Raw genomic sequence first — 23,367 nt, 5'->3', positions numbered from 1 at the left:
CCTGCCCACGGGCACGCATGCGAGGCTGGCCCGCTCGACTCCGGCGTCTCCGAAGCCGATCAGGCTCTCGGCAATGAGGGCATCAATGGTGGCGTATGGGGCATCGGGGGCTCGGCGCATCAGGTCGAGCACCCGGGCCCGCCCGTCGTCGTAGCGGTGCCAGCTCACGAACCCGACGACCCGCCCTCCGGCGTCGACCGCGACCCGACAGTCGACCCGGTCGAGCTCCTCGGCATCGAAGCGGCCCAGGGTGAACCCCATCTCGCCGCCACGCTTGGTCGCCAGCCAGGCCGCCGAGACGGCGGCCGTCCCGTCGGCGAGGTCGTTCGTGAAGGGGACGACGGCGATGCCCGCTCGGCGGGCGGCGTTCAGGCTGTGGCGGACTTTTGCCCGGCGAGGTCCCGCCAGGGAAAAGGAGCCGAGATCGACCACGGCGTCGTCGGCGATGGGAACCGCGTGCATCCCGCGCCTCCGGTAGGGCTCGGGATCTGCCACGCAGGCGAACACCGGTCGGAGACGCTCGCCCGCGAGCACCTCCAACAGCTCGTCCAGCGCCGCCTCGGCTGCATCGACGGGCGCCGCCACGTCGGTGGCCAGCACCGCCCATCGACCCTGGCGCACCCACCCGGCGGCGCCGGCGCCCACCCTGATCACCCGGCGGTCGGCGCCGACGAGAAACGGGCTGGCCGAGCTCCGGCCCCAGTGGGCCACGGCCGCCTCGGCGAGGGAGGCGATAGTGCCCGGACTGTCGACAGGGTGCGGCGCAGGTCGGGCGACTCTCCGCTGCACCCGGTAGGTCGCGGCCACTGAGCCGGCGTACATGACCGCGGTCTTCATTGGTCCTCCTCCCCCCAGGGAACGCCGCTTCGGCGTCCAGGACTGAATGTTCCCGTCGGCTCCGTCGGCGGACTGCGGGCTCCGCCATGATCTCGCCCAGACCTGACGATGAGCTGACCGGTTTCTGACGAAACGCTGACGCGTTCGTTACTGAGGCGTTTCGGCGCCGCGCCCGGACGTCCAGGACGCGGCCCCAGTTGGGATAGGGTCGGCGCAACCCGCCGCCCGGGCAAGTCCGGTGCGAGTCCGGCGCAGTCAGCACTCCTGTAGCCGCCCGCTTTCGGGCGGGAGCCAGAAGGCCGGCGGTGGGACCCCCACAGCCCCGTTCGACATCACGTCGGAAGCGAGACGCCGTGGCCGCGCACTCCCTGCTGTCCTGGCCCACGCTGTCCATTGGCGGCACCGGCTTCCTCCTCGGGTGCCGCCACGGGCTCGACTGGGACCATCTCGCCGCCATCACCGACCTCACCACCGCCAACGCGCCGGCGGGCGCCTCGGGTGCTCGCCGCACGGGTCGGAACGGCCGCACCGTCAGCCTCGCCCTCTGGTACTGCATCGGCCACGGGCTCGTCATCGCCGCCCTGGGCGCTGTCGTCGGCGTCCTCGGGGTCGGCCTCCCCGCAGGCATCGATCGGATCTTCGAGGGCGTCGTCGGCGCCACGTTGGTCGCACTGGGGGCCTTCGTGCTGTGGCAGCTAGGTCGGGACCGCGGCGAGTACCGCTACGCCGGCCGAGTGAAGCTCCTGGTCGGCATCGTCCGCCGGGCGTGGTCGCGTGCCAGGCGTCGCGGGACTCCGCCCGCGGGCGCGCTCGATGACCTGGGGCCCCGCTCCGCCTTCGCCGTCGGCGTGCTCCACGGGACCGGCGCCGAGACGCCGACCCAGGTGGTCCTCTTCGCCAGCGCCGCGGCGTCGGGATCGACCGCCGGTGCGATGTTCATCCTGCTCGCCTTCGTCACCGGGCTGATCGTGAGCGACCTGGGCATCGCCGCCGCCTGGCTCACCGGCCTGGTCGGTGTGCGTCGCTCCGTGCGGGCCCAGCTGGTGCTGGGAGGGCTCACCGGCGTGTCGTCGTTAGCTGTCGGCGGCCTGTTCCTCGCCGGCCGGGCGGCCGAGCTGCCTGCGCTGTTCGGCGGCTGAGCCCGCCGGCAGGGCCGCTAGGCGTCGACGAGGGCGTCCTCGGCGGCCCGCTCCTGGAGGTGGAGGTCGACCTTGCGCTTGATGCGCTGGAGGGCGTTGTCGATCGACTTGACGTGGCGTCCGAGCCGCTGGCTGATCTCCTGGTAGGACTTGCCCTCGACGTACAGGCGGAGCACGTCGACCTCGAGTACCGACAGCATCTCGGCCATGGACCTGCGCATGTCCTCCATGCGCTCCCGCGACACCGCCTGCTCGGCCGGGTCGGTGGCGTGGTCGGAGCCGAGCAGCTTCTCGACCAGGCGGTCGTTGGGCTCGTCGTCGGGCCGCGTGGCCGAGATCGACACGTACTGGTTCAGGGGCTGGTGCTTGTGGCGGGTGGCCGTCTTGATGGCGGTGATCACCTGCCTGGTGATACACAGCTCGGCGAAGGCCCGGAAGGACGACTGCCGGTCGGGACGGAAGTCTCTGGCCGCCTTGTACAGCCCGATCAGCCCCTCCTGCTCGATGTCGTCGGCGTCGGCGCCGACCAGGAAGTAGGTGCGCGCCTTGGCCCGGGCGAAGCGCCGGTAGCGCTGGAGGAGCACGTTCAGGGCACAGCCGTCTCCGGCGTGAAAGCGGGCCACCAGCTCGTCATCAGGGCAGTCAATGTCCGGGACCCGGTCCATTCGAAGCGACATGTTCTCCAACCCCTGGGTGCTGTGACCGAGCTGCGGCGCTCGATGGTGTCTGGACTAGTTCTTTGTAACCAGTCGGAGCGCCCGTGTCAACCGTCACATCCGGTCCAGGATCAGGGCAGATGTACCCGCATCCCCCAAGGTGACACAAAAATTCTCCTGCCGGGGACTAGTACGAGAGGGCCAATCGCTGCCTGGCCACCTCGAAGCAGGCCACGGCGCCGGCGGCAGCGACGTTCAGCGAGGCGAGGGACCCGACGCCGGGGATGGCCACGACCAGGTCGCAGCGCTGGCGGGTGAGCCGCGCCAGGCCCCGGCCCTCGGATCCCAGCACCAGGGCCAGCGGCTGATCAGCGAGGGCCAGCCCGAACAGCGACGTCTCGGCGCTGCTGTCGAGCCCCACGGTCCAGACGCTGTGGCGGGCCAGCTCGGCCAGGCTGCCCGGCACGCTCGGGACCATGGCCATCGGGAGCCGCTCGATGGCCCCGGCCGCGGCCTTGGCCACCGTGGGCGTGACGTGGGCGGCGCCGTGACGGGCGAGCACCGCTCCCGTCGCTCCCGCTCCCTCGGCGGTGCGCAGCAGGGCGCCCAGGTTGTGGGGATCGGTGACCCCGTCAAGGACGACGAGGAAGGGGCTGGGCCCGCCCGGCGACGGCTGGCACAGGACGTCGAGGTCGACCGCCGGCAGGGCCTCGGCGTGGGCCAGCACCCCCTGGGGCACCTCTGTTCGGGACTCAGCGTCGAGACGCGACCTGGCCACGGTCCGCAGGCGCACGCCGCCCTCCGCGGCCAGCAGGCGGATCTCATCGAGGAGCGGAGAGTCGTCGAGGCCCTCGGCCAGCCACACGTCCCGAGTGCGCCGGCGACCGGCGGCCAGCAGCTCGCGCACTGCCCGGCGCCCCTCCACCTGCTCGCCACCAAGCCCGCTGGTCTGACGGCGCGCCGCGTCCCGGCCTCTGGCCGGACGGCGCTCGGCGGCTCGGCGGCCGGCCGGGACGCCGCTCGGAGCCTGCCCGCGGCGAGGCCGTCGAGACCCGCCGGGAGGTCGCGACCGGCCCGTCATCCGTCGCCGCCTTCCAGGAGAACCACCGCCAGACAGGCGATACCCTCGGCCCGCCCCAGAGACCCCAGGCCTTCGGACCGCTTCGCCTTCACGCTCACCGGCGCCTCGAGGACGCCGCTCAGTCGGTCCTGGAGCCGTGTCCGGTACGGAGCCAGCATCGGCGTCTCGAGGACCACGGTGCAGTCGGCGTTGACCGGTCGCCATCCTGCGTCGTGCACCATGACGGCCACCTGGGCGAGCATCGCCACGCTGTCGGCGCCCGACCATGTGAGGTCGGTGTCGGGGAAGTGCTGCCCGATGTCTCCCAGGGCCGCGGCCCCGAGCATGGCGTCGGCGAGCGCATGGGCGACGACATCGCCGTCGCTGTGCGCGGCCAGGCCCGACGCCCCCTCGATGGCCACACCGCCGAGCACGAGCGGACGACCAGGGTCGGCGCTGAATCCGTGGACGTCGAAGCCCAGGCCCACCCGACTGGTCATGCCCGCAGCAGCGCTTCCAACACGACGAGATCGGAGGGCTTGGTCAGCTTGATGTTGCGGGGATCGCCCGGCACCACCACGACCGTTCCCCCGGCGGCCTCGACCAAGCCGGCGTCGTCGGTGGCCTCGCCCCCGGTCTGATGGGCCGAGCGCAGCTCGCCGGCCCGGAATGCCTGTGGAGTCTGCACGGCAACCAGCTCGCTGCGATCCAGTGTGGAGACGACCCGGCCCTCGGCTACCTGCTTGACGGTCTCGGCGACCGGAAGGCCGGGAACGGCGGCGTCAACTCCCGGGGCGAGCGCCTCCACCACCGCTTTGAACAGGTCGGCTCCGGCCAGGGGGCGGGCGGCGTCGTGGACGACGAGCACCTCGGCGTCGCCCGGAACGGCGTCCAACCCGGCTCGTACCGATTCGGCGCGCGTCGACCCGCCGGCGACGACCACATCGGCTCCGCGGGCCTCCGCAGGAGCGGGACCGGGGACCACGAGCACGACACCTGCGGCCACCGATCGGGCCGCCTCCATCGACCAGTCGAGGACCTGGCGTCCTCCCAGCGTCTCGAACTGCTTGAGCCGTCCGAAACGACTCGAGCTTCCCGCCGCCACGACGATCGCCCAGACCCCAGCCCGCCGCGTCCCCGGCTCACCCACTCCTGTGGTGACCCCTGCCGCTAGGGCAGCGCCTCGTTCAGCTTCTCCTCCGCCTCCTCCTCGCTCACGCCGATGGCGAAGGTGAGCTCGGAGACCAGGATCTGGCGGGCGCGTGTGAGCATGCGCTTCTCGCCCGCCGACAGGCCCTTGTCCTTGTCCCGTATGGAGAGGTTTCGAACAACCTCGGCGACTTGGTAGATGTCGCCGGACTTGAGCTTCTCGACGTGGTTCTTGTAGCGACGAGACCAGTTCGTCGGCATCCGGGCCTCCTTCTTGCGAAGGACGGCGAAGACCTCCTCGACCTCCTCGTCGGTGATGACCTCTCGGAGGCCGACCTCGTCGGTGTTGTCGGCCGGGACCATGAGGGTCAGGTCCCCGTAGGCAAGGCGGAGCACCAGATACTCGCGGTTCTCGCCGAAGACGTCCTTCTTCTCGCGCTTTTCGATCACGGCGGCGCCGTGATGGGGGTAGACGACCTTGTCACCGACGTCGAACGACATACCACTCCCAAGAACGAGACGGCGAGGGGGATACCTCTAGGGTACGGGGACAAGGCGACTATGGACAACTCCGCGGGCGAGGTATCTGCCCGGCAGCGGTCCCGGCCCTCTCGGTGCAGGTCCAAGCTACGCTGCGGCTACAGATGCAGCACGGCGAGTTGCTGACCAGATCGGAGCTGTTCAGGGGACTCGGTTCCCCCGCCATCGACCAGGTGGTGGAGGCGGCGCGGGCGGTCACCCTCCAGCGCAACGACATGGTGTTCGCCCAGGACGACCCCGCCGAGGAGCTCTTCATCGTCCGGTCCGGGCGGATCGCCATCGCCCAGCGGTCGCCCGACGGGCGTCAGACCATGGTCGCCCTGATGGAGCGGGAGGATCTGTTCGGGGACATGCCCCTCTTCGACGGCCGGCCCCGCTCGGCCGAGGCCAGGGCTCTGGAGCCCTCCCAGCTGGTCGGCGTGCCGTACGGGCCCATCAGGGACGTCCTGGCCCGGCAGCCGGAGCTGCTGTGGTCAGTGGTCTCCATGCTGGCCGGCCGCCTGCGGGCCACCAACGCCGCCCTCGCCGACAGTGTGTTCCTCGACGTTCCCGGCCGGACGGCCAAGCGGCTCCTCGAGTTGGCGGGCCCGGCCGACGAGTTCGTGCTGCCCGTCACCCAGGAGGAGCTGGCCGGCCTGGTCGGGGCGTCGCGGGAACGGGTCAACAAGGCGCTGGCCGCCTTCCTGCGGCTCGGCTGGCTGCAGCAGGCCGATCGTCACTACCGGATCCTCGACCGCGAGCAGATGACCCGCCGGGCGACCTGATCGCCCGGGCTCAGCTATAGCGGTCGAGGATGCTGGTCTCGGCCAGCCGGGAGAGCCCGTCCTTCACGGCCCGGGCCCGCGCCCCACCGACCCCGCCGACCTCGTCGAGGTCCTCCACCGTGGCCCGCATGGTCTTCTGCAGGGTCGAGAAGTGGGCCACGATGCGGTCGATCACGGTGTCGGGCAGGCGGGGGATCTTCGAGAGCAGCCGGTAGCCGCGGGGCTCGAGGCTGGCGTCGAGCTCGACCTCCGCAGCGACACGAAGGATGTGGGCGACGTTCTTCACGTCCAGGAGGTCCTCGCTGGACAGGCTGGCCAGCTCCTCCATGGCTTCGTCGAGGTCCCGGCCTCGATGCTCGTTGAGGTAGTCCTTCACCACCAGCCGGCGGTCGTCGTCGACGCCCCCCATCAGCTCGTCGAGAGCCAGGAGCAGCAGACGCCCGTCCTCGCCCAGCTCCACCAGGTACCCGTGCACCTCCTCGGCGATGCGGCGAACCATCTCTGCCCGCTGCAGCACGGTGGCGACGTCGCGCACGGTAACGAGGTCCTCCACCTCGAGGGTGGACAGGGAGCTGCTCACCGTGTCGAGCCGGTTCTTGTAGCGCTCCAGGGTCTGGAGCGCCTGGTTGGCCCGGTTGATGAGCTGGGGGATGGGCTGAAGCGGGTGCTTGAGGTCGTGGCGGTAGACGGCGATGATCGACATGTCCTCCGACACCGAGATGACCGGCACGTCGATCGATCGCGCCACCCGCTCGGCCGTGCGGTGACGGGTCCCCGTCTCTGTGGTGGGCACGTTCGGGTTGGGGACGAGGTGCACGTTGGCCCGGGCGATCCGGCTGGCGTCGGGCGACAGGATGATCGCCCCGTCCATCTTCGCCAGCTCGGATAGCCGTTGCGGGGTGAACCCGGCGTCCACCAGGAAGCCGCCCGAGCAGATGGAGAGCACCGCGGGCCCGTCCCCCACGACGATGAGGGCCCCCATGTTGGCCTGCAGGATGCGATCGAGGCCCTCACGCAGTGGACGTCCAGGGGCCACGACCGCCAACGCTTCGATCATGGCCACGCTACGCCCGGCCAGCACAGGCGAATCGTAGCCTCGAGGTGCCGAACTGATCGATAGTTACGGCACGAGGTCCAAGGTCCGGCCTCCGGAGCCGGCTGTGCTCTCGGGCCGGCCCCCCGGGCCGGCGGTGCCCATCGGTCGCTCGGCCAATAGGAGCTCGACGGCCTCGGCCAGGGTGGCCACCCTGACGATCTCCATCCCGGCCGGTCCTTGGGGCCCCGAGGCCGGCACCACGGCGCGGCGGAAGCCCAGGCGTACGGCCTCGGCCAGGCGACGCTGCAGCTGCGCAACCTGACGGACCTCACCGCCGAGGCCGACCTCGCCGCAGACCACGAGATCCGGCGGCAGTGCCCGGCCGCTCACCGCCGAGGCCAGGGCCAGCCCGAGCGCGAGATCGGCGGCCGGCTCGGTCACTCGCACCCCACCAGTGACCGAGGCGTACACGTCGGCTCCGGTGAGCGCCAGCCCCACGCGCTGCTCGAGGACGGCGAGCTGCAGCGCCATTCGCCCGCTGTCCAGGCCCTGCGCGGAACGCCGGGGCATCGGCAGCTTGGTCGGCGCCACCAGCGCCTGGAGCTCGACCAGCAACGGACGATGACCCTCCATGGTCGGAAGCACCACACCGCCCGGGACTCCCGTCTGTCGATCTCCGAGCAGCAGCTGGCTGGGATCGGCGATGCCGGCCAGGCCGGCGTCGGCCATCTCGAACAGTCCGAGCTCGCCCGTGGGACCGAAGCGGTGCTTGGTGGCCCGCAGCAGCCTGAGGGCGTGGTGGCGCTCCCCCTCGAAGGACAGCACGGTGTCGACGACGTGCTCGAGCACCCGAGGTCCGGCCAGGGCGCCTTCCTTGGTCACGTGCCCCACGAGCAGGGCGGCCACAGCCGACGACTTGGCCACCTGCAGCAGCTGCGACGCGCACTCGCGCACCTGGGTGACGGTGCCCGCCGTCGACCCCAGATCGGGATCGAGCACGGTCTGGATGGAGTCGACGACGACCACGTCGGGGTGCAGGTCGGCCACCGCCTGCAGCACGTTGGGGAGCGAAGTATCGGAGAGCAGCCACAGCCCGGGCAGCAGGGCGCCGAGCCGCTCGGCCCGCAGACGGACCTGCTGGGCGGACTCCTCTGCCGACACCAGCAGCGCCTTGGTGCCCGCCGCGGCCATCGCGGCCACCGCCTGCAGCAGAAGGGTCGACTTGCCGATGCCGGGCTCGCCGCCCACCAGCGTGACCGAGCCGGGCACGAACCCGCCGGCCATCACCCGGTCCAGCTCGGCCAGTCCCGTCGGTATCGGTGCGGAGGCGGCCGCGTCGACGTCGGCGATCGGGCGCGGGGGCTCCGCCGGTTGACTGCCGGTCGCGGGGCGACGTCCCTTGTCGGCCGGGACAATCTCCTCGACCAACGAGTTCCAGGCGTCACACGACGGACATCGCCCGCTCCATCGAGCGGAGACGCTGTCGCACTGGTGGCACCGGTGCACGGTGCGGTTGCGGCCCATTGGGTGGCACGGTATCGGCCGGGTGCGACAGTCCGAGGGATACCTGTTCGGTTCCACCTTTTGTCGAAACGGCAGGGCGCGAAGAGCCGGTGCTACTCAGGTGGTGCGGACGACCAGGACGTTGGACGAGGCGTGGTGGCTGACTTTGTTGGGGACCGATCCCATCAGGAACCGGCTCACGCCTGTCATCCCCTTGTTGCCCATCACCAGCAGGTCGTACCGGCCCCGCTCGGCCTCGTCCAGGAGCACCGCCGCCGGATCGCCGTTGATCGCCATGGCGTCGATGGCCACGCCGCTCCCCCGGTGGCGGGCGACTTCGGACTCGGCCGTGAGCAGCGCCTTGGCCTCTGCGCCCACGGTCAGCACCGTGAGCCTGGCACCCGTGGCCTCGGCGAGCTCCACGGCCCGGTCCACGGCCTTCGCCGCGGTGCGCGAACCATCTGTTCCGACGAGTATCCGTTCGTACACGAGGCGTCAGCGTAGAAGCCTGCAGGGGGGCAGGCGCTACTCCGACGCGGGACCGGCTCCGGCCAGCTCCACCGGGGGCGGCTCGATTCCCTCGATGGCCCGGAACACGACCTCGCCGTTCTCGACGTCGACGATGATCGTCTCGCCCACCCGGAACTCCTTCCACAGGAGCTTCTCCGACAGCGGGTCCTCCACCATCTGCTGGATCGACCGGCGCAGCGGGCGGGCGCCGAGCTGAGGGTCGTAGCCCTTCTCGGCCAGCAGCTCCTTGGCTGCCCGGGTCATCTCCAGGCCGAGGCCCTGTCCCTCGAGCTGCTCGCGCACCCGCTTGGTCATGAGGTCGACGATCTCGACGACCTCCTCACGGGAGAGCTCGTGGAAGACGATGACCTCGTCGATGCGGTTGAGGAACTCGGGCCGGAAGTGCTGCTTCAGCGCCTCGTTGACCCGCTCCTTCATGCGCTCGTAGGTCACCGACTCGGTGGTCTTGGCGAAGCCCACCGAGGCCCGACGCAGGTCGGCGGTGCCCAGGTTCGAGGTCATGATCAGCACGGTGTTCTTGAAGTCGACCGAACGACCCTGTGAGTCGGTCAGCCGCCCGTCCTCCAGGATCTGGAGCAGGGTGTTGAACACGTCCGGGTGCGCCTTCTCTATCTCGTCGAACAAGACCACCGAGAATGGCTTGCGTCGGACGGCTTCGGTCAGCTGTCCGCCTTCCTCGTAGCCCACGTACCCCGGTGGCGAGCCCACCAGCCGGCTCACGGTGTGCTTCTCCATGTACTCGCTCATGTCGAGCTGGATGAGCGACCCCTCGTCGCCGAAGAGGAACTCGGCCAGGGCCTTGGCCAGCTCGGTCTTCCCGACGCCGGTAGGGCCGAGGAAGATGAACGACCCGCTCGGCCGCTTGGGGTCCTTGAGCCCGGCCCGGGTCCGGCGGATGGCACGGGACAGGGCCTGCAGGGCAGGCTCCTGGCCGATGACCCGCTTGTGGAGCTCCTCCTCCATGCGCAGCAGCTTGGCCGTCTCCTCCTCGGTCAGCTTGTAGACCGGGATACCCGTCCAGTTGGCCAGGACGTCGGCGATGACCTCCTCGTCGACCACGTCGAACAGGTCGATGCCCTCCGCCCGCCACTCGGCCTCCTTGGCCGCCTTGCGCTCGAGGCGCTCCTTCTCCTCCTCGGAGAGCTTCTTGGCCTGGTCGAAGGCCTGGCGCTCGATCGCCGTCTCCTTGTCGTGGCGGATACGGCCAATCTCGTCCTCGAGCTCCTTGTAGTCGGGCGGGGTGGCCATGCGGCGGATGCGCAGGCGGCTGCCCGCCTCGTCGATGAGGTCGATGGCCTTGTCCGGAAGATAGCGGTCCGAGATGTAGCGGTCGGCGAGGTTCGCTGCGGCGACCAGGGCCTGGTCGGTGATGGTCACCGAGTGGTGGCTCTCGTAGCGGTCGCGCAGTCCCTTCAGGATCTCGATGGTGTGGTTGAGCGACGGCTCCTCGACCTTGATGGGCTGGAAACGGCGCTCCAGGGCGGCGTCCTTCTCCAGGTGCTTGCGGTACTCGTCGAGGGTCGTGGCGCCCACCGTCTGGAGCTCGCCTCGGGCCAGCATGGGCTTGAGGATCGAGGCGGCGTCGATGGCGCCCTCGGCGGCACCGGCGCCCACCAGGGTGTGGAGCTCGTCGATGAACAGGATGATGTCGCCTCGGGTGCGGATCTCCTTCAGCACCTTCTTGAGGCGCTCCTCGAAGTCGCCCCGGTAGCGGCTGCCCGCCACGAGGGCCCCGAGATCGAGGGTGTACAGCTGCTTGGCCTTGAGCGTCTCGGGGACGTCGTTGGCCACGATCTTCTGCGACAGGCCCTCGACGATGGCGGTCTTGCCGACGCCCGGCTCGCCGATCAGCACCGGATTGTTCTTGGTCCGGCGCGAGAGAACCTGCATCACCCGCTCGATCTCGCGGTCCCGGCCGATGACCGGGTCGAGCTTGCGCTCTCTGGCCAGGGTTGTCAGGTTGCGCCCGAACTGGTCCAGGACGGGTGATCCCGACGGGGTCTCCTGGCCCGAGGACGGACCGCCCGAGGTCGACTCCTTCCCCTGGTAGCCGGAGAGGAGCTGGATCACCTGCTGGCGCACCCGCGACAGGTCGGCACCCAGGTTCACCAGGACCTGGGCGGCGACGCCCTCACCCTCGCGGACCAGGCCGAGCAGCATGTGCTCGGTGCCGATGTAGTTGTGACCCAGCTGGAGGGCCTCCCGCAGGGACAGCTCGAGGACCTTCTTGGCCCGGGGGGTGAAGGGGGGCGAGCCGGTGGGCGAGCTCCCGGCCGGCCCGATGGTCTCTTCGACCTTCTCCCTCACGGCCTCCAGCGAGATCCCGAGGGACTCCAGGGCCTTGGCTGCGACGCCCTCACCCTCGTGGATGAGGCCCAGCAGGATGTGCTCGGTACCGATGAAGTTGTGGTTGAGGAGGCGCGCTTCCTCTTGAGCGAGGACGAGCACGCGTCTGGCTCGATCTGTGAAGCGTTCGAACAACTACCGGCCTCCTGGGAAGGCTGTCTTCATGATCTCATTCTACCCGTGGCTGTCCAGTTCCTCGCCCTCCTCTTTTTCTGGACCACCACCCTCTGACGGCCCCCGGTTGGGGGAGGCAACCCCCTGTCGGTTGTCGTCAAGGTAGGCATCTCGCCTAAGTTCCTGTGACAGTGAACGTCGCTGAGGTGCTCGGCCTTCCCGGGCTCGAGGACGATCTGGCCCGCCTCGAGGACACCCTCTGCCGAGTCGTGGCCACCGAAGACCCCTTCCTCAGCGAGGTCGCAACCCACCTTATCGCCGCGGGGGGCAAACGGCTCAGACCTTCGTTGACCGTGGCCGCGGCCGCGGCCGGCGACGCCGTCGCCTCCGAGGATGTCCTGCTCGGAGGGGTCGCGGTGGAGCTGGTGCACCAGGCGTCGCTCTACCACGACGACGTCATGGACGAGGCCACGACCAGGAGGGGAGTCCAGAGCGTCAACGACCGGTGGGGGAACCTGGTGGCCGTCGTGGCCGGGGACTTCCTGCTGGCGCGGGCCGCCGGGATCGCCGCCAGCCTGGGGACCGAGGTGGCCGGGCTGCTGGCTGCCACCCTCGCCCGCCTCTGCGAGGGCCAGATCGGCGAGGTCCACACCGCCTTCGACGTGGACCGCAGCGAGCAGGCCTACCTCGCCACCATCCGCGACAAGACGGCGTCCCTGATGGCAGCCGCCTGCCGCATCGGCGGCCTGACGGCCAACCTCGACCGCCGCCAGGTGGACGCCCTGACCACCTTCGGGGAGTGCTTCGGCATGGTGTTCCAAATTCGTGACGACATCCTCGACGTCGTCGCCACCGAGGAGGAGCTGGGCAAGGGTGTCGGCCAGGACCTGGAGCGGGGCATCTACACCCTGCCTGTGCTGCGGACCCTGGGCGACGGCGGCATCGGCCCCGAGCTGCGGTCGTTGCTCGGCCGCCCGCTGGACCGGAGCCAGCGGGACAAGGCCCGGGACATGGTGACCACGTCGGGCGGCATCGCCTCGGCCGTCGGCGCCGGCCGGCGCTACGCCGACATGGCCGCCGCGGCCGCCTCGACGTTCAGCTCGAGCCCCACCGGCTCGGCCCTCGGCCGGCTGGGCCACATCGTGGTCGACGACATCCCCACCGGCTGAACCGTCTGATCAGTCCCGCCCCGCTTCAGGGCGGAGGGTGGGGAAGGCGATCACGTCGCGGATGTTGGCCACGTCACCCAGCAGCATGACCAGACGGTCGATGCCGATCCCGAGCCCGGCGGTCGGGGGCAGGCCGTACTCGAGCGCCCGCAGGTAGTCCTCGTCGACCACCATCGTGGCGTCCGGGTCCCCTGCCGCTCGTCGGGCCGCCTGCTCCTCGAAGCGGGCCCGCTGCTCGTCGGGGTCCACCAGCTCCGAGAAGGCGTTGCCCAGCTCCCGCCCGGCGACAACGGGCTCGAAGCGCTCGACCAGCCCGGGCCGGGTGCGGTGGTCGCGGGCGAGGGGCGACACCTCTTTCGGGTAGTCGCACACGAACACCGGGCCCCACAGCTCGGCCTCGGTGGTCTTCTCGTAGATCTCGAGCACGAGCTTGCCCGGTCCCCACGAGGGAACCACGGGCACGTCGTGAGCGGCGGCGATGGCTCGCAGCTCCGGAACCGTCATGCCGACGTCGACGGCCGCGCCCGCGTGCTCCTCGATCAGCTCGGTCATCGTGGCCCGCCGCCAGGGCGGGGCCAGGTCGATGGGGCGCCCTCCGTAGGTGAGCGAGGTGGTCCCGAGGAGCTGGCGGGCGACGCTCGAGACCAACTCCTCGACGAGCTCCATCATGTCGGTGTAGTCGGCGTAGGCCTGGTAGAGCTCGAGCATCGTGAACTCGGGGTTGTGGCGGCGCGAAAGACCCTCGTTTCGGAAGACGCGCCCGAGCTCGAAGACGCGCTCCATGCCGCCCACGACCAGACGCTTCAGGTACAGCTCAGGCGCGATCCGAAGGTAGAGATCCATGTCGAGGGCGTTGTGGTGGGTGACGAACGGACGGGCGTCCGCTCCTCCCGGCACCGGCTGCAGCACCGGCGTCTCGACCTCCACGAAGCCGCGATCGCCCAGCCACGCCCGGACGTGGCTGACGGCGCGGCTGCGCAGGGCGAAGATGTCGCGTGACGACTCGTTGGCCCAGAGGTCCACGTAGCGCTGGCGATAGCGGACGTCGGGGTCTGCGATGCCACGCCACTTGTCGCCAAAGCCCCGCCGAGCCTCGGCCAGCAGCTCCCACGCCCCGACCTTCACCGACAGCTCGCCCCGGCGCGTCCGGACGACCTCGCCGGTCGCTCCCACCCAGTCTCCGAGGGAGAGGCGAGAGAACGATTCGTAGCGCTGGGTGAAGCCGCTCCCAGCGAAGAGCTGGACGGCGCCGCTCGAGTCCCGCAGCTCGGCGAACGTCAGCTTGCCCTGCGGCCTGGTCAACATGAGACGCCCGGCCACAGAGACCGACGCGCCGGACTCCGCGCCCGCGCCGAGGTCGGCGAACGCGGCCTGCAGGCCGGCCGCCTCGTCGGTGCGCTCGAAACGGTAGGGAACTTCGGGCATAGTCCTCCGGATCCTGGGGCGGCCTCTAACGCGGAGCCATGTTGCGCTCGAAGACGAGCCGCAGCCCGTGGAGCGTGAGCCAGGGCTCGTGGTGCTGCACGCTGGTGCACACACGGCAGATCAGCTCCGCCAATCCTCCGGTGGCCACGACCGTCGAGGGGCCCAGCTCGTCCTCCAGCCGCCGGCACATGCCGTCCACCATCGCTGCGCAGCCGTAGACGGCGCCTGACTGGAGCGCCTCCACGGTGCTCTTGCCGATGAGGTGCCGAGGAGCCTCCACCAGCTCCACCCGGCGCAGGGCGGCCGCCCGCTCGAACAGGGCGTCGAGGCTGATCTCGACGCCAGGTGCGATCGCCCCGCCCAGGTACTCACCACGCGCCGAGATGGCGTCGAAGGTGGTGGCCGTCCCCAGGTCCACCACGATGGCCGGCCCTCCATACAGGTCGAAAGCGGCCACCGCGTTGGTGATCCGGTCAGCGCCGACCTCCTTCGGGTTGTCGATCATGATCGGCATCCCCGTCCGGGTCCCGGGCTCGACCACGACGACGGGCACGGGGTACCAGCGGTTGAACGTCTCCCGCAGGGCGGCGGTGACCCTGGGCACGCCCGAGGACAGGGCGACGCCGGTGACGGTGTCGGCGACGTCGAGGTCCTTGAGGTCGAGCAGCTGGGTCACCAGGAGGGCGTACTCGTCGGCCGTGCGCTCGGACTCGGTCGCGATGCGCCAGTGGTGGAGGAGCTCGCCGTCCACGCTCGGCGGCGCGTCGGCGGCCCCCGGTCCGAACATGCCGACGACCGTCTGGGTGTTGCCGACGTCGATGGCGAGGAGCACGGGTCAGGCCTCCACGCCACCGGGCCGGCCTCCCGGGCCAGCCTCGCCGCCGGGCCGGCCTCCCGGGCCAGCCTCGCCGCCGGGCCGGCCTCCCGGGCCGGCGACCATGGCCAGGTCGAGGGCGATGTCGAGCGCCGGCGCGGAGTGGGTGATCGCTCCCACCGAGATGAGGTCGGCGCCCGCCGCCGCGAAGGCGCCTACGGAGTCGAGCGTGACGCCGCCGGAGACCTCGACGAGCACGCGGGCACCGCCGAGCCCGCCGGGGTCGCGCTCGCGAACCATGGCCACGCAGCCGGCGACCTCGTCGGGCGTCATGTTGTCGAGCAGCACCTGGCCGGCACCCGAGGCCACCGCCTCGGCCACCTGCTCGGGCCGGTCGCACTCGACTTCCAGCAGCCGTCCCGGCCAGCCGCGCCTGGCTCTGGCCACCGCATCGGCGATCGTCAGGGCGCCCAGATGGTTGTCCTTCACGAGGACGCCGTCCGAGAGGCTGCCCCGGTGGTTCACCCCGCCACCCGCGCGCACCGCAGCCTTCTCGAGCGCCCGCAAGCCGGGCGTCGTCTTCCGGGTGTCGAGGATCCTGGTCGCCGGGTTGGCCGCCTGAGCCCGATCCACGAAGCGCCGCGTGGTGGTGGCCACTCCCGAGAGATGGCACAGGAAGTTGAGAGCCGTGCGTTCGGCGCTCAGCACCGAGCCGGCCGGCCCGCAGACAGTGGCGATGGTGCGACCAGGGGTCAACGGAGCGCTGTCGTCCAGCTGCCAGGCCACCGCGGTCGACGGGTCCACCTGGACGAACGCTTCGGTGGCGCAGGCGCGTCCGGCGAGCACGCCCTCGGCCCGGGCGACCAGACGGGCGTCGGTCCGCCTGTCGACGGGCAGGAGCGAAGCCGTGAGGTCGCCGAGGGGCAACAGGTCCTCGGCCAGGGCGCGACCGACCGCCTCTCGGACCGCCAGCAGCGGCGGGTGGAGACCGGGCAGCTGGGTCACGTGGTCACCGGCTCGGCACCAGTCGGCAGCGCAGCGCGGGATCCTGCTCAGGAAAGTCGGAGCGGGAGTGCGCGCCCCGGCTCTCTCGTCGGGCAGCGGCGGCCGCGAGCACGGCCCTGGCCACCTCGACGAGGTTGGCCAGCTCCCAGGTCGCCGGCCCGCGACCCGGGCCGGCGACATCCTCCACCACAGCGCGGGCGGCAGCCAGGGACTCCTCGCTCCTGACCACGCCGGCGCCGATCGTCATCGCCTGCTGGAGCCGGTGCCGGCGCTTGTCGACCTCGCCGTCGTCGGCCGCCGCCGCTTCCTGTCCTGAATGGCCGGACGCACAACGGTCGAGGAGCCGCACGGGGATCGTGTCACCGTTGCCGGAGCCGCTGGTGACGTAGCTGGCGGGGGCGCCGTCGAGCGCCTCCAGCATCGGGCCCATTGCGCCCGTGGGCTCGGGCCCTTCGCGGCCATCAGCGATGGCCTCGACCACCCGCGCCGCGAACACCATGCCCTCCAGCAACGAGTTCGACGCCAGCCGGTTGGCGCCGTGGACGCCGGTGCAGGCCACCTCCCCGCACGCCCAGAGGCCCGGGAGGGTGGACGCCCCGTCGAGATCGGTCAGCAGCCCGCCCGACAGGTAGTGGGCGGCAGGAGCGATCGGAAGCCAGTCCGAGCTCGGGTCGAGGCCGATCGAGCGGACCGAGGAGGCGATCGTCGGAAACCGCTGATCGAACCGCTCCAGCCCCGTGGCGTCCAGCCACAGGTGGTCGACGTCCTGCTCGAGCATGCGGGCAGCCATGGCCCGACTGACGACGTCGCGCGGCGACAGCTCCTCGACGAAGCGCCGACCGTCGACATCCCGCAGCCGGGCTCCGTGGCCCCGCAGCGCCTCTGAGAGCAGCGGACGGGGCATGGCCGGATGGTGCAGCGCGGTCGGGTGGAACTGCATGAACTCGACGTCGGCCACCGCGACCCCGCGACGCAGGGCCATGGCGACGCCGTCCCCGCTGGCCTCGGACGGATTCGTGGTCACGGCATAGAGCTGGCCTGCGCCCCCCGTCGCCAGCACCACGTGGGACGCCCGAACCTCGTGAGGCTGCCCGCTCGGATCGAGGGCCACCACGCCCTGGCAGCGCCCGGCCTCGACAACGAGATCAACGGCGAACCACCCTTCGAGGAGGGCCGCGGCCGTCTCCCGCACGGCCTCGACCAGCGCCCGCTCGATCTCGGCCCCGGTGGCTGCGCCACCGGCGTGCACGACACGAGCGGTCGAGTGACCGCCCTCGCGGGACAGAGCGAGCCCGCCTCCGGGGTGGCGGTCGAACACCGCTCCCATGGCGATGAGCTCCTCGACTCTCGTCGGCCCCTCCCCGACGAGCACCTTCACGGCGTCGACGTCACAGAGACCGGCCCCTGCGGCCAAGGTGTCGGCCAGGTGCAAGTCCGTCGAGTCCTCGTCGACCCCCAGCACGGCGGCCACACCGCCCTGGGCCCACCGAGTCGTCGACTGGGCCAGCTCCGCCTTGGTCGCCACACCGACGCGGAGCCCCGAGCCCCCGGCGGCCCGCACGGCGGCCGACAAACCCGCCACCCCGCTCCCGACGATGAGGACGTCCAGCGCCGCCGGACGCTCCGCCGGAAGGCCGGGGGTCGTCACTACGGATGGGTGGGCTGGAGCCCGATGTCGACCTCGTCGGCCCAGCCTCCCGGGCCGGCCACGGTCCGGTTGGCCGCGTCTACGTGCACGACGCGCGGCTCGAACCCGTCGAGCTCGGCGTCCTCGTAGTCGGCGTAGGTGAGGACGATCACCTTGTCGCCCGGATGGACGAGGCGGGCGGCGGCGCCGTTGAGACAGACCTCGCCCTCCTGACCGGCGATGGCGTACGTCTCGAACCGGGCGCCGTTGTCGATGTCGAGCACGGCCACCTGCTCGTGCTCTCGGATGTCGGCCAGCTCCATCAGGCGGGTGTCGAGGCTGATCGAGCCAACGTAGTCGAGCTCGGCTCCCGTCACGGTGGCCCGATGGATCTTGGACTTCATCATGCGGCGTCGCATCTCTTGCCTTTCGGGAGGATCGGGCGCGGGAGGGCGCTCATGGCGTCCGCGCTCCGAGGTTGTCGATCAGTCGGGTGGAGCCGAAGTGAGCAGCGACCAACAGGCGGACGTCGCCAGCGAGTGTCGCGGGCACGGTCAGGTCGGTGGCGCCGACCACGGCGGCATAGTCGAGCTTGGCAAGTGGCTCGGCTGTCACGACCGCCGCCATCGCCGCCGAGACCCGTTCCGAGATGCGCTCGCCCCCGTCGACGGCGCTGCGACCGGCCTGCAGGGCCCGGTGCAGCACGGAGGCGGCCGCCCGCTGCTCCATGGTCAGCCGGGCGTTGCGGCTCGAGAGGGCCACGCCGTCGCGATCCCGTACCGTCTCGCAGCCGATCACCTCGACCGGGAACGAAAGGTCGGCCGCCATTCGGCGCACCACGAGCAGCTGCTGGTAGTCCTTCTCGCCGAAGTAGGCGCGGGAGCGCCCGACGGCAGCGAACAGCTTGGCCACCACGGTCGCCACCCCTTCGAAGTGCCCCGGGCGGACGCTTCCCTCCAGACCCTCGGTCAATCCCGACACCCGCACCGACGTCAGCACCGGACCCGGGTACATCTCCTGCTCCGCGGGCAGGAACACGCAGTCCACGCCGCCGCGGCGAGCGAGCTCGACATCCCTCGCGTGGTCCCGCGGGTAGCTGACCAGGTCCTCGCGGGCATCGAACTGGAGCGGGTTCACGAAGATGGTCATCACCACGGTGTCGCATTCCGATCGGGCCCGTTCCACCAGCGCCAGATGGCCGGCGTGGAGGGCGCCCATGGTCGGGACCAGGCCGACCTGGCGGCCCGTGGCCCGCTCCTTCTCGAGCGTCCGGGTCAGCTCCTCGAGCGTCTCGATCACCTGCACGCGGCGGGCTCCACAATTGGGACCTTCGCGGCCTCGGGCGGGGCCGCAGTGCGCGCCTCCACCAGGCGCTGGGACAGCTCGACGAGCGCGTCGTAGGCGGGCCGCTCGGCGGGCTCCAGCACGGCGCGGTGTCGCTCGATCGTGGCCCCGTCCCCCCGGACCACCGGACCGGTGAGAGCTCGCGCCGGGCCGACGGCGGCGACATCGTCGACGGCGCCGCGGGCGAGCTCCATGAAGGCTGCCAACGGGACCCCAGCGCCGGCCGCCACCCGCTCGACCTGGCCGAGCAGGGCGACCACGTGGTTGGCGGCCAGGCACGCGGCGGCGTGATAGGCGGCCCGGTCCTTGTCGGGCACGGCCAGGGCTCGGCCTCCGAGCGCCGCCACCACTTCGAGGGCCAGCGGGTCCCCGGCCACGGCGAAGTAACACCCGGCGGCGAGGCGAGCCGCGCCCGAGCGCGGCTCGGGGAGGGTGACGAGGGGATGCACCGACGCCCGCCGGGGGTGGGGATCCAGCACGTCCAGCCCGAGCGATCCGGCCAGGTGGAGCACCACGGTGTCGGGCGAGGGGTCGACGGCAGCGCTGACCGCGGCGACGGCACTGTCGGGAGTGGCGATCACGAGGGCACCGACGCCGTGCGCCGCGGAGCGCAGGTCGTCGTGGGGCCCCAGCATGCCGACGAGCTCCCAGCCGGCATCCGACAAGGCCGTGGCGAGTGACCGGCCGGCGCGACCCGGGCCGATCAGGCGAAAACTGGTCAAACGACCTCTCTCGACGTTCCGGCCCCTCCGCGAGGGTGCCGTTCGTGCAGTGGCTACAGCGTACCCAATCTGGTGACCTCGCCGGAAACGCGCGTCTCCCAGCCCTCGGGCACCAGCTCGGGAGCCAGGTCGGCCAGCGGCGCGAGCACGAAGCGGCGCTCCCACATCCGGGGATGGGGCACCACGAGGTCGGGTTCCTCGAGCTTTTGGTCACCGGCCAGGAGCACGTCGACGTCGAGAGGCCGCGGACCGAAGCGCTCGCCCCGGACTCTGCCCTCCGCCTCCTCGAGACGGCCACCGAGCTCGAGGAGCTCCCGCGGCGTGCGCTCGGTGGCCAGCTCGACGACGAGGTTGAGGTAGGGCCGCTGCTCGGGGGGCCCTCCAACCGGCTCCGTCTCGTACAGCGGTGAGACGGCCTCGACATCGGGCAGGGAGGCGACCGCGCGTCGCAGGGCGGCGCGACGGTCCCCGACGTTGGACCCGAGGCCCAGGAAGGCGCGCACGCCCTACGGGCGGGACCTGGTGATGCGGACGCCGACCGAGCCGAGGTCCGCAGCCAGTGGCGGACGCAGTTTGCGCACTCCGACGATGACCGAGGTCACCCGGGTGTCGGCGAGCACCGCGGCGGCGATGCCCTCGGCCAGGGCCTCCAGCAGGCGATAGCTCGGGCCGGCGACGATCGCCGCCGCCCGCTCGACCACCTGGCCGTAGTCGACGGTGTCCTCGAGATCGTCACTTCCGCCGGCGCTCCTCAGATCGGCCTTCACGTCGAGGTCGATCTCGAACGGCTGGCCTCGGCCCTGCTCCTCGGGCAGCAGCCCGTGGGTACCGACGACCCGGAGGGCCCGGATCTCGATCCGGTCCGGGCGATCACCGGGTGTCATCGGCCTCACCGGCTGTCGCTTGGGGCCGGCCTGCCGGGCCGGTCTCGAGCTCCGGTGAGAGGGCCACCAGCTGTCGGCCGAGCGGGCCCATCTGCTTGCGCACGATGCGCTCGACGGCGGCGATCGACTGTGGCCCAGAGGGCACCTTTCCCGACCAGCGGAGGTATCCGGCGATCACACCCATGACCCGGTCACCGAGCTCCTCCTGGTGCAACAGGAGCCGCTCGCCGTGGCCCAGCCAACCCTGCAGCTGCACGAAGAGGTCGGGAAGAACCTGGCGAGGCTCGGCGCTGGAGCCAAAGGGAAAGTGCGCCCACGGCAGGTCCATCTCGTCGTAGGCGTGGAGGTTGTGAGGGGACCCGAGCAGCGACACCACGAGGGTGAACCCCTGCTCTCGGAGCCAGATGATCTCCTCCTGACGGCGCACCCGCCGGTGGTTGCGGGCGTAGCCGCCGGGGCGCTCGCTCACCGCCAGGTGATCCCTGATCACCCAGGCGAAGTTGCGTGGGGCGATCCCGGCCGCCCAGCGGCCCTTCACCTCCGCCCCACGAGCGCGTCGCCGCCGCCTTGGACCCCGCCGGCCTCCCGGTCGTCGCCCACGACCTTGGCCGCCTGGAGCGTCGGGGCCACGTCGTGGACCCGAACCATGTCGGCACCGTTCGCCATAGCCCACACCGCCGTGGCGATCGATCCCGGCAGGCGCTCGCCGGCGGGAAGGGGGACCGGCCCACCCTCCACGAGCCGGCCGAGGAAGCTCTTGCGGCTGGTGCCGATCAGGACGGGGTGGCCGGCGGCCACCAGCCGGCCGAGGTGGCGGAGGAGGCTCAGGTTGTGGGCGGGCGTCTTGCCGAAGCCGATGCCCGGGTCCACCCAGACCTCGCTGACCCCGGCCGCCAGCGCCCGCTCGGCCCGTTCCTCCAGGAAGGCCACGACCTCACTGACGACGTCGTCGTAGCGGGGGTCGTGATGCATCGTCCGCGGCGTGCCCCGCATGTGCATCGCCACCCAGCCCACGCCCTCCGCCGCGGCCACCTCGTGCAGCGAGGCGGAGATGTCGTTGACCAGGGTCGCTCCGGCGCGCACCGCCGCCTCGGCGACCGGCGCCTTGGTCGTGTCGATCGACACCCGCACGTGGGGGGAGAGCGCCTCGATGACCGGGATCACCCGCCGGAGCTCTTCGGGCTCGGCGACGGGCTCGGCCCCCGGCCGGCTCGACTCACCACCGACGTCAACCATGTCGACGCCGTCGGCCACCATCTCGAGGCCGTGAGCCACCGCGGCCTCGTGGGAGAAGAACTGGCCTCCGTCGGAGAAGGAGTCCGGCGTCACGTTGAGCACACCCATCACCAACGGCCGCATGGGAGTCAGCGTAGGTTCTCAGCCTGCTGAGCGGGGGACGCTGGGGCCCGCCGAAGTGCACCAGCGCCGCCGGCCGGGCCGCGACGGGCCCGTGCGGTCGGAGCCGGCCTCCCGGGCCGGCCTAGGCTCCCCGAGCCGACCTCCCGGGCCGGCCAAGCCTCCCGGAGCCGGCCTCTCGCGCCGGCCTAACGGCCGCGGATGAACTGCATGGCCTCGGCCCGGGTGGCGACGTCGGAGCGAAAGAGGCCCCGCACCGCCGAGGTCACCGTCAGGGCCCCCGGCTTCTTCACCCCGCGCATGGACATGCACAGGTGCTCCGCCTCCATCACCACCAGGACGCCCCTCGGCGCCAGCCCCCGCTCGAGCGTGTCGGCCACCTGACTCGTCAGCCGCTCCTGGACCTGGAGCCGCCGGGCGTAGGCCTCGACCAGGCGGGCGATCTTGGAGAGCCCGGTGATGCGACCGTCGTCGTTCGGGATGTAGGCGACCGCGGCCCTGCCGATGAACGGCACCATGTGGTGCTCGCACATCGATGCGAAGGCGATGTCCTTCACCATCACCATCTCGTCGTGCTCGGCCGCGAACGTCACCGTGAGGTGTCGCTCGGGGTCGTCGTGGATGCCGGAGAACAGCTCCTCGTACATGGCCGCGACCCGGGCGGGCGTCGCCTGCAGACCGTCCCGGTCCGGATCCTCGCCGATTGCCTCCAGGAGCTCCCCCACCGCCTTCTCGATGCGACCGCGGTCCACGCTCACTGCGGCCTCGGCAGGTCGTTGCCGACATAGACGCAGACCCTGGGGAGGTTGCGGTATCTCTCGCCGATGTCCAGCCCGTAACCCACCACGAAGTCGGGGGGGATGCGAAACCCGACATAGCGCAGGTCGAGCTCGGTCCGCTGCAGCCCCTCCTTCACCAACAGGGCGCACACCTCGAGGCTGGCCGGTCCACGGGCCAGAAGGTTGCGCCGGAGGTACGACAGCGTGAGCCCGCTGTCGACGATGTCCTCGACGACAAGGACGTGGCGACCGGAGAGATCGAGGTCGAGGTCCTTGACGATGCGGACGACACCGCTGGTCTTGGTGGCGGTTCCGTACGACGCCACCGCCATGAAGTCGAACTCGACCGGCAGCCGGATTGCGCGGGCGAGGTCGCTCATGAACACGAAGGCACCTTTCAGGACACCCACGAGCAACGGAGGACGATCTGTGTAGTCGACGGTGATCTGGCGACCGAGCTCCTCCACCCGGGCCGTGAGCGCGTCCTCCGCCACCACCACCCGTCCCAGGTTGGCTTCGTCCTGGAAGGTGGCAGGAAGGCGGCCGTCGGTGTCCGGGCCGTTCACC

26 protein-coding genes are annotated in these 23,367 nt (G+C 71.2%); 3 read left to right on the top strand and 23 right to left on the bottom strand.

The window, feature by feature from the left end; genetic code table 11:
- A partial coding sequence (locus tag VH112_04010) for a DUF2156 domain-containing protein (protein ID HEX4539386.1) occupies positions 1 to 837 on the bottom strand: 837 nt, incomplete at its 3' end.
- Between the two features lie 353 nt (positions 838 to 1,190).
- On the opposite strand from VH112_04010, the gene VH112_04005 reads away from it, so the two are divergent.
- Complete coding sequence (locus VH112_04005; GenBank protein HEX4539385.1) at positions 1,191 to 1,976, top strand: hypothetical protein; 786 nt, start codon at positions 1,191 to 1,193, stop codon at positions 1,974 to 1,976.
- Positions 1,977 to 1,993: 17 nt separating this feature from the next.
- On the opposite strand, the gene sigH is transcribed toward VH112_04005, so the two are convergent.
- From sigH to VH112_03980, 5 genes are all read right to left on the bottom strand, one after another.
- The gene (sigH, locus tag VH112_04000; protein HEX4539384.1) at positions 1,994 to 2,641 is read right to left on the bottom strand and encodes an RNA polymerase sporulation sigma factor SigH; all 648 of its coding nucleotides are present in this window, start codon (positions 2,639 to 2,641) and stop codon (positions 1,994 to 1,996) included.
- A gap of 178 nt (positions 2,642 to 2,819) precedes the next feature.
- Positions 2,820 to 3,713, bottom strand: a complete 894-nt coding sequence (rlmB, locus tag VH112_03995; protein HEX4539383.1) for a 23S rRNA (guanosine(2251)-2'-O)-methyltransferase RlmB — start codon at positions 3,711 to 3,713, stop codon at positions 2,820 to 2,822.
- Positions 3,710 to 4,192, bottom strand: coding sequence for a 2-C-methyl-D-erythritol 2,4-cyclodiphosphate synthase (gene ispF / locus VH112_03990; protein ID HEX4539382.1), 483 nt, complete (start codon positions 4,190 to 4,192; stop codon positions 3,710 to 3,712). Before ispF ends, rlmB begins: the two co-directional genes overlap by 4 nt.
- Complete coding sequence (gene ispD / locus VH112_03985) at positions 4,189 to 4,842, bottom strand: 2-C-methyl-D-erythritol 4-phosphate cytidylyltransferase (GenBank protein HEX4539381.1); 654 nt, start codon at positions 4,840 to 4,842, stop codon at positions 4,189 to 4,191. The genes ispF and ispD overlap by 4 nt, the downstream gene beginning before the upstream one ends.
- A gap of 20 nt (positions 4,843 to 4,862) precedes the next feature.
- Positions 4,863 to 5,342: a CarD family transcriptional regulator gene (locus VH112_03980; GenBank protein ID HEX4539380.1), complete on the bottom strand. Its 480-nt coding sequence runs from the start codon at positions 5,340 to 5,342 to the stop codon at positions 4,863 to 4,865.
- Positions 5,343 to 5,485: 143 nt separating this feature from the next.
- Here VH112_03980 and VH112_03975 point away from each other — a divergent pair, with 143 nt between their 5' ends.
- Positions 5,486 to 6,145: a Crp/Fnr family transcriptional regulator gene (locus tag VH112_03975; GenBank protein ID HEX4539379.1), complete on the top strand. Its 660-nt coding sequence runs from the start codon at positions 5,486 to 5,488 to the stop codon at positions 6,143 to 6,145.
- Positions 6,146 to 6,155: 10 nt separating this feature from the next.
- On the opposite strand, the gene disA is transcribed toward VH112_03975, so the two are convergent.
- From disA to VH112_03955, 4 genes are all read right to left on the bottom strand, one after another.
- Complete coding sequence (gene disA, locus VH112_03970; GenBank protein ID HEX4539378.1) at positions 6,156 to 7,226, bottom strand: DNA integrity scanning diadenylate cyclase DisA; 1,071 nt, start codon at positions 7,224 to 7,226, stop codon at positions 6,156 to 6,158.
- A 39-nt stretch (positions 7,227 to 7,265) separates the two neighbouring features.
- Positions 7,266 to 8,705: a DNA repair protein RadA gene (gene radA, locus VH112_03965; GenBank protein HEX4539377.1), complete on the bottom strand. Its 1,440-nt coding sequence runs from the start codon at positions 8,703 to 8,705 to the stop codon at positions 7,266 to 7,268.
- A gap of 96 nt (positions 8,706 to 8,801) precedes the next feature.
- Complete coding sequence (locus VH112_03960) at positions 8,802 to 9,173, bottom strand: universal stress protein (GenBank protein HEX4539376.1); 372 nt, start codon at positions 9,171 to 9,173, stop codon at positions 8,802 to 8,804.
- Between the two features lie 36 nt (positions 9,174 to 9,209).
- Positions 9,210 to 11,663: an ATP-dependent Clp protease ATP-binding subunit gene (locus VH112_03955; protein ID HEX4539375.1), complete on the bottom strand. Its 2,454-nt coding sequence runs from the start codon at positions 11,661 to 11,663 to the stop codon at positions 9,210 to 9,212.
- Positions 11,664 to 11,866: 203 nt separating this feature from the next.
- Between VH112_03955 and VH112_03950 the strand changes: the two genes are divergently transcribed.
- Entirely contained in the window at positions 11,867 to 12,844 is a 978-nt protein-coding gene (locus tag VH112_03950; protein HEX4539374.1) for a polyprenyl synthetase family protein, read from the top strand.
- 9 nt (positions 12,845 to 12,853) lie between these two features.
- Here the strand turns inward: VH112_03950 and lysS are convergent, their stop codons facing one another.
- The 13 genes from lysS to hpt form a co-directional block, all read right to left on the bottom strand.
- Positions 12,854 to 14,269 carry a lysine--tRNA ligase gene (gene lysS, locus VH112_03945; protein HEX4539373.1) on the bottom strand — a complete coding sequence of 472 codons (1,416 nt, stop codon included), beginning with the start codon at positions 14,267 to 14,269 and terminating at the stop codon, positions 12,854 to 12,856.
- A 25-nt stretch (positions 14,270 to 14,294) separates the two neighbouring features.
- Complete coding sequence (locus tag VH112_03940; protein HEX4539372.1) at positions 14,295 to 15,101, bottom strand: type III pantothenate kinase; 807 nt, start codon at positions 15,099 to 15,101, stop codon at positions 14,295 to 14,297.
- 3 nt (positions 15,102 to 15,104) lie between these two features.
- Positions 15,105 to 16,088, bottom strand: coding sequence for a carboxylating nicotinate-nucleotide diphosphorylase (nadC, locus tag VH112_03935; protein HEX4539371.1), 984 nt, complete (start codon positions 16,086 to 16,088; stop codon positions 15,105 to 15,107).
- Positions 16,089 to 16,092: 4 nt separating this feature from the next.
- Positions 16,093 to 17,736: an FAD-binding protein gene (locus VH112_03930; protein HEX4539370.1), complete on the bottom strand. Its 1,644-nt coding sequence runs from the start codon at positions 17,734 to 17,736 to the stop codon at positions 16,093 to 16,095.
- Positions 17,736 to 18,134: an aspartate 1-decarboxylase gene (gene panD / locus VH112_03925; protein HEX4539369.1), complete on the bottom strand. Its 399-nt coding sequence runs from the start codon at positions 18,132 to 18,134 to the stop codon at positions 17,736 to 17,738. Before panD ends, VH112_03930 begins: the two co-directional genes overlap by 1 nt.
- Positions 18,135 to 18,171: 37 nt before the next feature.
- Positions 18,172 to 19,020: a pantoate--beta-alanine ligase gene (gene panC, locus VH112_03920; protein ID HEX4539368.1), complete on the bottom strand. Its 849-nt coding sequence runs from the start codon at positions 19,018 to 19,020 to the stop codon at positions 18,172 to 18,174.
- The gene (locus VH112_03915; GenBank protein ID HEX4539367.1) at positions 19,011 to 19,781 is read right to left on the bottom strand and encodes a DUF2520 domain-containing protein; all 771 of its coding nucleotides are present in this window, start codon (positions 19,779 to 19,781) and stop codon (positions 19,011 to 19,013) included. Before VH112_03915 ends, panC begins: the two co-directional genes overlap by 10 nt.
- Before the next feature lie 53 nt (positions 19,782 to 19,834).
- Positions 19,835 to 20,284, bottom strand: a complete 450-nt coding sequence (gene folK / locus VH112_03910) for a 2-amino-4-hydroxy-6-hydroxymethyldihydropteridine diphosphokinase (protein HEX4539366.1) — start codon at positions 20,282 to 20,284, stop codon at positions 19,835 to 19,837.
- A gap of 3 nt (positions 20,285 to 20,287) precedes the next feature.
- Positions 20,288 to 20,665, bottom strand: a complete 378-nt coding sequence (folB, locus tag VH112_03905; GenBank protein ID HEX4539365.1) for a dihydroneopterin aldolase — start codon at positions 20,663 to 20,665, stop codon at positions 20,288 to 20,290.
- Positions 20,652 to 21,203, bottom strand: coding sequence for a hypothetical protein (locus tag VH112_03900; GenBank protein HEX4539364.1), 552 nt, complete (start codon positions 21,201 to 21,203; stop codon positions 20,652 to 20,654). The genes folB and VH112_03900 overlap by 14 nt, the downstream gene beginning before the upstream one ends.
- A complete protein-coding gene (gene folP / locus VH112_03895) occupies positions 21,200 to 22,024 on the bottom strand; it encodes a dihydropteroate synthase (GenBank protein ID HEX4539363.1) in 825 nt (274 codons plus the stop codon). The genes VH112_03900 and folP overlap by 4 nt, the downstream gene beginning before the upstream one ends.
- Before the next feature lie 185 nt (positions 22,025 to 22,209).
- Positions 22,210 to 22,779 (bottom strand): GTP cyclohydrolase I FolE, encoded by a 570-nt coding sequence (gene folE, locus VH112_03890; protein HEX4539362.1) that lies wholly within the window; start codon positions 22,777 to 22,779, stop codon positions 22,210 to 22,212.
- The gene (gene hpt / locus VH112_03885) at positions 22,776 to 23,366 is read right to left on the bottom strand and encodes a hypoxanthine phosphoribosyltransferase (GenBank protein ID HEX4539361.1); all 591 of its coding nucleotides are present in this window, start codon (positions 23,364 to 23,366) and stop codon (positions 22,776 to 22,778) included. Before hpt ends, folE begins: the two co-directional genes overlap by 4 nt.
- Position 23,367: the final 1 nt, after the last annotated feature.

The sequence above is a fragment of the Acidimicrobiales bacterium genome (assembly GCA_036270875.1).
Lineage (GTDB): Bacteria > Actinomycetota > Acidimicrobiia > Acidimicrobiales > AC-9 > AC-9.
The sequence above is the reverse complement of the archived record's forward strand: the minus strand, read 5'-3'. Positions and strand labels throughout refer to the sequence as shown.

What these genes read in the sequence shown, in the direction of transcription:
- sigH (HEX4539384.1), bottom strand. Translation starts at nt 2,641, where the DNA reads ATGGACCGGGTCCCGGACATTGACTGCCCTGATGACGAGCTGGTGGCC.
- ispF (HEX4539382.1), bottom strand. Translation starts at nt 4,192, where the DNA reads ATGACCAGTCGGGTGGGCCTGGGCTTCGACGTCCACGGATTCAGCGCC.
- folB (HEX4539365.1), bottom strand. Translation starts at nt 20,665, where the DNA reads ATGACACCCGGTGATCGCCCGGACCGGATCGAGATCCGGGCCCTCCGG.
- radA (HEX4539377.1), bottom strand. Translation starts at nt 8,705, where the DNA reads ATGGGCCGCAACCGCACCGTGCACCGGTGCCACCAGTGCGACAGCGTC.
- panD (HEX4539369.1), bottom strand. Translation starts at nt 18,134, where the DNA reads ATGCGACGCCGCATGATGAAGTCCAAGATCCATCGGGCCACCGTGACG.
- lysS (HEX4539373.1), bottom strand. Translation starts at nt 14,269, where the DNA reads ATGCCCGAAGTTCCCTACCGTTTCGAGCGCACCGACGAGGCGGCCGGC.
- VH112_03980 (HEX4539380.1), bottom strand. Translation starts at nt 5,342, where the DNA reads ATGTCGTTCGACGTCGGTGACAAGGTCGTCTACCCCCATCACGGCGCC.
- VH112_03975 (HEX4539379.1), top strand. Translation starts at nt 5,486, where the DNA reads ATGCAGCACGGCGAGTTGCTGACCAGATCGGAGCTGTTCAGGGGACTC.
- folP (HEX4539363.1), bottom strand. Translation starts at nt 22,024, where the DNA reads ATGCGGCCGTTGGTGATGGGTGTGCTCAACGTGACGCCGGACTCCTTC.
- rlmB (HEX4539383.1), bottom strand. Translation starts at nt 3,713, where the DNA reads ATGACGGGCCGGTCGCGACCTCCCGGCGGGTCTCGACGGCCTCGCCGC.